Origin of the sequence: Streptomyces sp. NPDC048106 (assembly GCF_040706415.1) — a bacterium.
Taxonomy (GTDB): Bacteria; Actinomycetota; Actinomycetes; order Streptomycetales; family Streptomycetaceae; genus Streptomyces.
In genome coordinates this window covers 1-2,119 of record NZ_JBEZND010000107.1, presented here as the reverse complement: position 1 = coordinate 2,119, position 2,119 = coordinate 1, and the positions used below count along the sequence as shown (strand labels likewise).

Genomic DNA, 2,119 nt, shown 5'->3' with positions numbered 1-2,119 from the left:
TGACGTTGATCGCCGGGAACAGCAGGACCCCGTCACGCTGCATCTCGTACAGCCGGTGCACACCCGTCGTGGTCTCCTCCGTGACACCACGGATCCCGGAGGCCACGGCGGTCCAGTCGAGGCGGCAGCGTTCCAACAGGGCGCGGATGACGGCGAGTTCCCCGTTGTCGGCGGGCGGGAGGTCACCGGTCTTCTGGTACTCGACGCCCTGGTGGACGAGGAGGGTGGCGTCGCCGCCGTCGTCCAGGATCATGTTCGGGCCGCCGGTGGGACTGTCGGGCCAGGCCAGCGCCTGCTCGGTACACCACCAGTACTCCTCCAGGGTCTCGCCCTTCCACGCGAAGACCGGGATGCCCGCGGCGGCGATGGCGGCGGCCGCGTGGTCCTGGGTGGAGAAGATGTTGCAGGAGGCCCAGCGGACCCGGGCGCCCAGGGCGACGAGCGTCTCGATCAACACGGCGGTCTGCACGGTCATGTGCAGGGAGCCGGTGATACGGGCGCCGGCGAGCGGCCGCGTCCCGGCGTATTCCTCGCGGATCGCCATCAGGCCGGGCATCTCGTGCTCGGCGAGGGTGATCTCCTTGCGGCCGAACTCGGCCAGCGAGAGGTCCGCGACCTTGAAGTCGGGGCTGTCAGTGGACACGTGGGCTCCTCGATGCGTGGATGGTGCGGTGGATGTCCAGGGCCGCTGCCGAGCGGTTGAGGGTGATGTAGTGCAGGCCGGGTGCCCCTTCGGCGAGGAGGCGGTCGGCCATCGCGACGGCGTGGTCCACGCCGATGCGGTGCGCGGTGGCGGGGTCGTCGCGGGCCGCTTCCAGGCGGTGGGCGAGGTCCTCCGGGAAGGCGGCCGCGCTGAGTTCGGCGAAGCGGCTGATCTGGCGTACGTCGGTCGCGGGCATGATCTCCGGGATGATCGGGATGTCGCAGCCGGCGGCGGCGACCCGGTCCCTGAGCCGGAGATAGTCCTCGACGCGGAAGAACATCTGCGTGACGGCGTAGTCCGCGCCCGCCCTGCATTTGGCGACGAAGTGCCGCAGATCGCTCGCGGGGTCGGGGGAGCGCGGGTGGCCCTCGGGGAAGGCGGCGACGCCGATGGTGAAGTCGCCGAGCGAACGCAGCAGTTCGACCAGTTGGCAGGCGTGGGTGAAGCCGTCCGGGTGCGGGACCCAGGGCCCCCGGGGGTCGCCGGGCGGGTCGCCGCGCAGCGCGAGCACGTTGGTGATCCCCGCGTCCGCGTAGCAGCCGATGATGTGCCGCAGCTCGGCCACCGAGTGCCCCACGGCCGTCAGATGGGCCGCCGGACGCAGGGTGGTCTCGGCGGCGATCCGCCGGGTGAGGGCCACCGTACGGTCCCGGGACGAGCCGCCCGCCCCGTAGGTGACCGACACGAAGTCCGGCCGGAGCGCCTCGACTTTGCGCACCGCGTTCCACAGCGCACGCTCTCCCGCCGGCGTCCTGGGCGGGAAGAACTCGAAGGAGAAGGTGGTCATGCGCGCCGCCCGGCGTTGAAATAGCCCGCCTCGGGATGGTGGACGACGATCGCGTCCGTCGACTGTTCGGGGTGGAGCTGGAACTCCTCCGACAGGTGGACGCCGATCCGCTCGGGCTCCAGCAGCGTGGCGATCTTGGCGCGGTCCTCCAGATCGGGGCACGCCGGATACCCGGCGTCGGCCTCGAAGAGCCTGGCCGTCTCCTCGCCGACGCGGGAGCCGACGGTGACGACCTGGAAGCCGACGACGTCGGTCTCGCCGGACTCCTCCGGGCGGAAGAAGTCGGCCAGGCAGAGCCTTCGGCCGCGGCTCTGCCGGGGGAACGTGAAGCGGGTGAGTTCCGCTCCGTGCTCGTCCAGGACGATGAGGTCGTCGTCCTTGGACACGCAGGGGAAGTAGCCGTGGACCACGGCCGCTTCGAGGAGACCTCGGGTGCGCAGGAGGTCGAGCCACCTGCGCAGGCGAGGCCGGCCCTCGGTCTCGATCGTGTCGCGGTCGAGCCCCCACTGGCCCTTGAACAGCGCGCCCTCGTCCAGCCAGCTCGCGTACTCCTTGAGCTGGATGCCCTTGACGACGCGGGTGCCCCAGAACGGCGGGGTGGGCACGGGGTTGTCGGTGGCCACGTCGGA

General features: G+C 71.2%; 3 protein-coding genes. All 3 read right to left on the bottom strand.

Annotated elements, in window-relative coordinates; translation table 11 throughout:
* Positions 1–643 (bottom strand): adenosylhomocysteinase (locus tag AB0927_RS40910; RefSeq protein WP_366672955.1); only part of this gene is annotated, 643 nt, incomplete at its 3' end.
* The gene (metF, locus tag AB0927_RS40905) at positions 633–1,490 is read right to left on the bottom strand and encodes a methylenetetrahydrofolate reductase [NAD(P)H] (RefSeq protein ID WP_366672954.1); all 858 of its coding nucleotides are present in this window, start codon (positions 1,488–1,490) and stop codon (positions 633–635) included. The genes metF and AB0927_RS40910, both read right to left, overlap by 11 nt.
* The coding region (locus AB0927_RS40900) for a vitamin B12 dependent-methionine synthase activation domain-containing protein (protein WP_366672953.1) at positions 1,487–2,119 on the bottom strand (633 nt) is incomplete at its 5' end. The genes metF and AB0927_RS40900, both read right to left, overlap by 4 nt.

Coding starts and splice junctions, on each gene's coding strand:
- metF (WP_366672954.1), bottom strand. CDS start 1,490: ATGACCACCTTCTCCTTCGAGTTCTTCCCGCCCAGGACGCCGGCGGGA.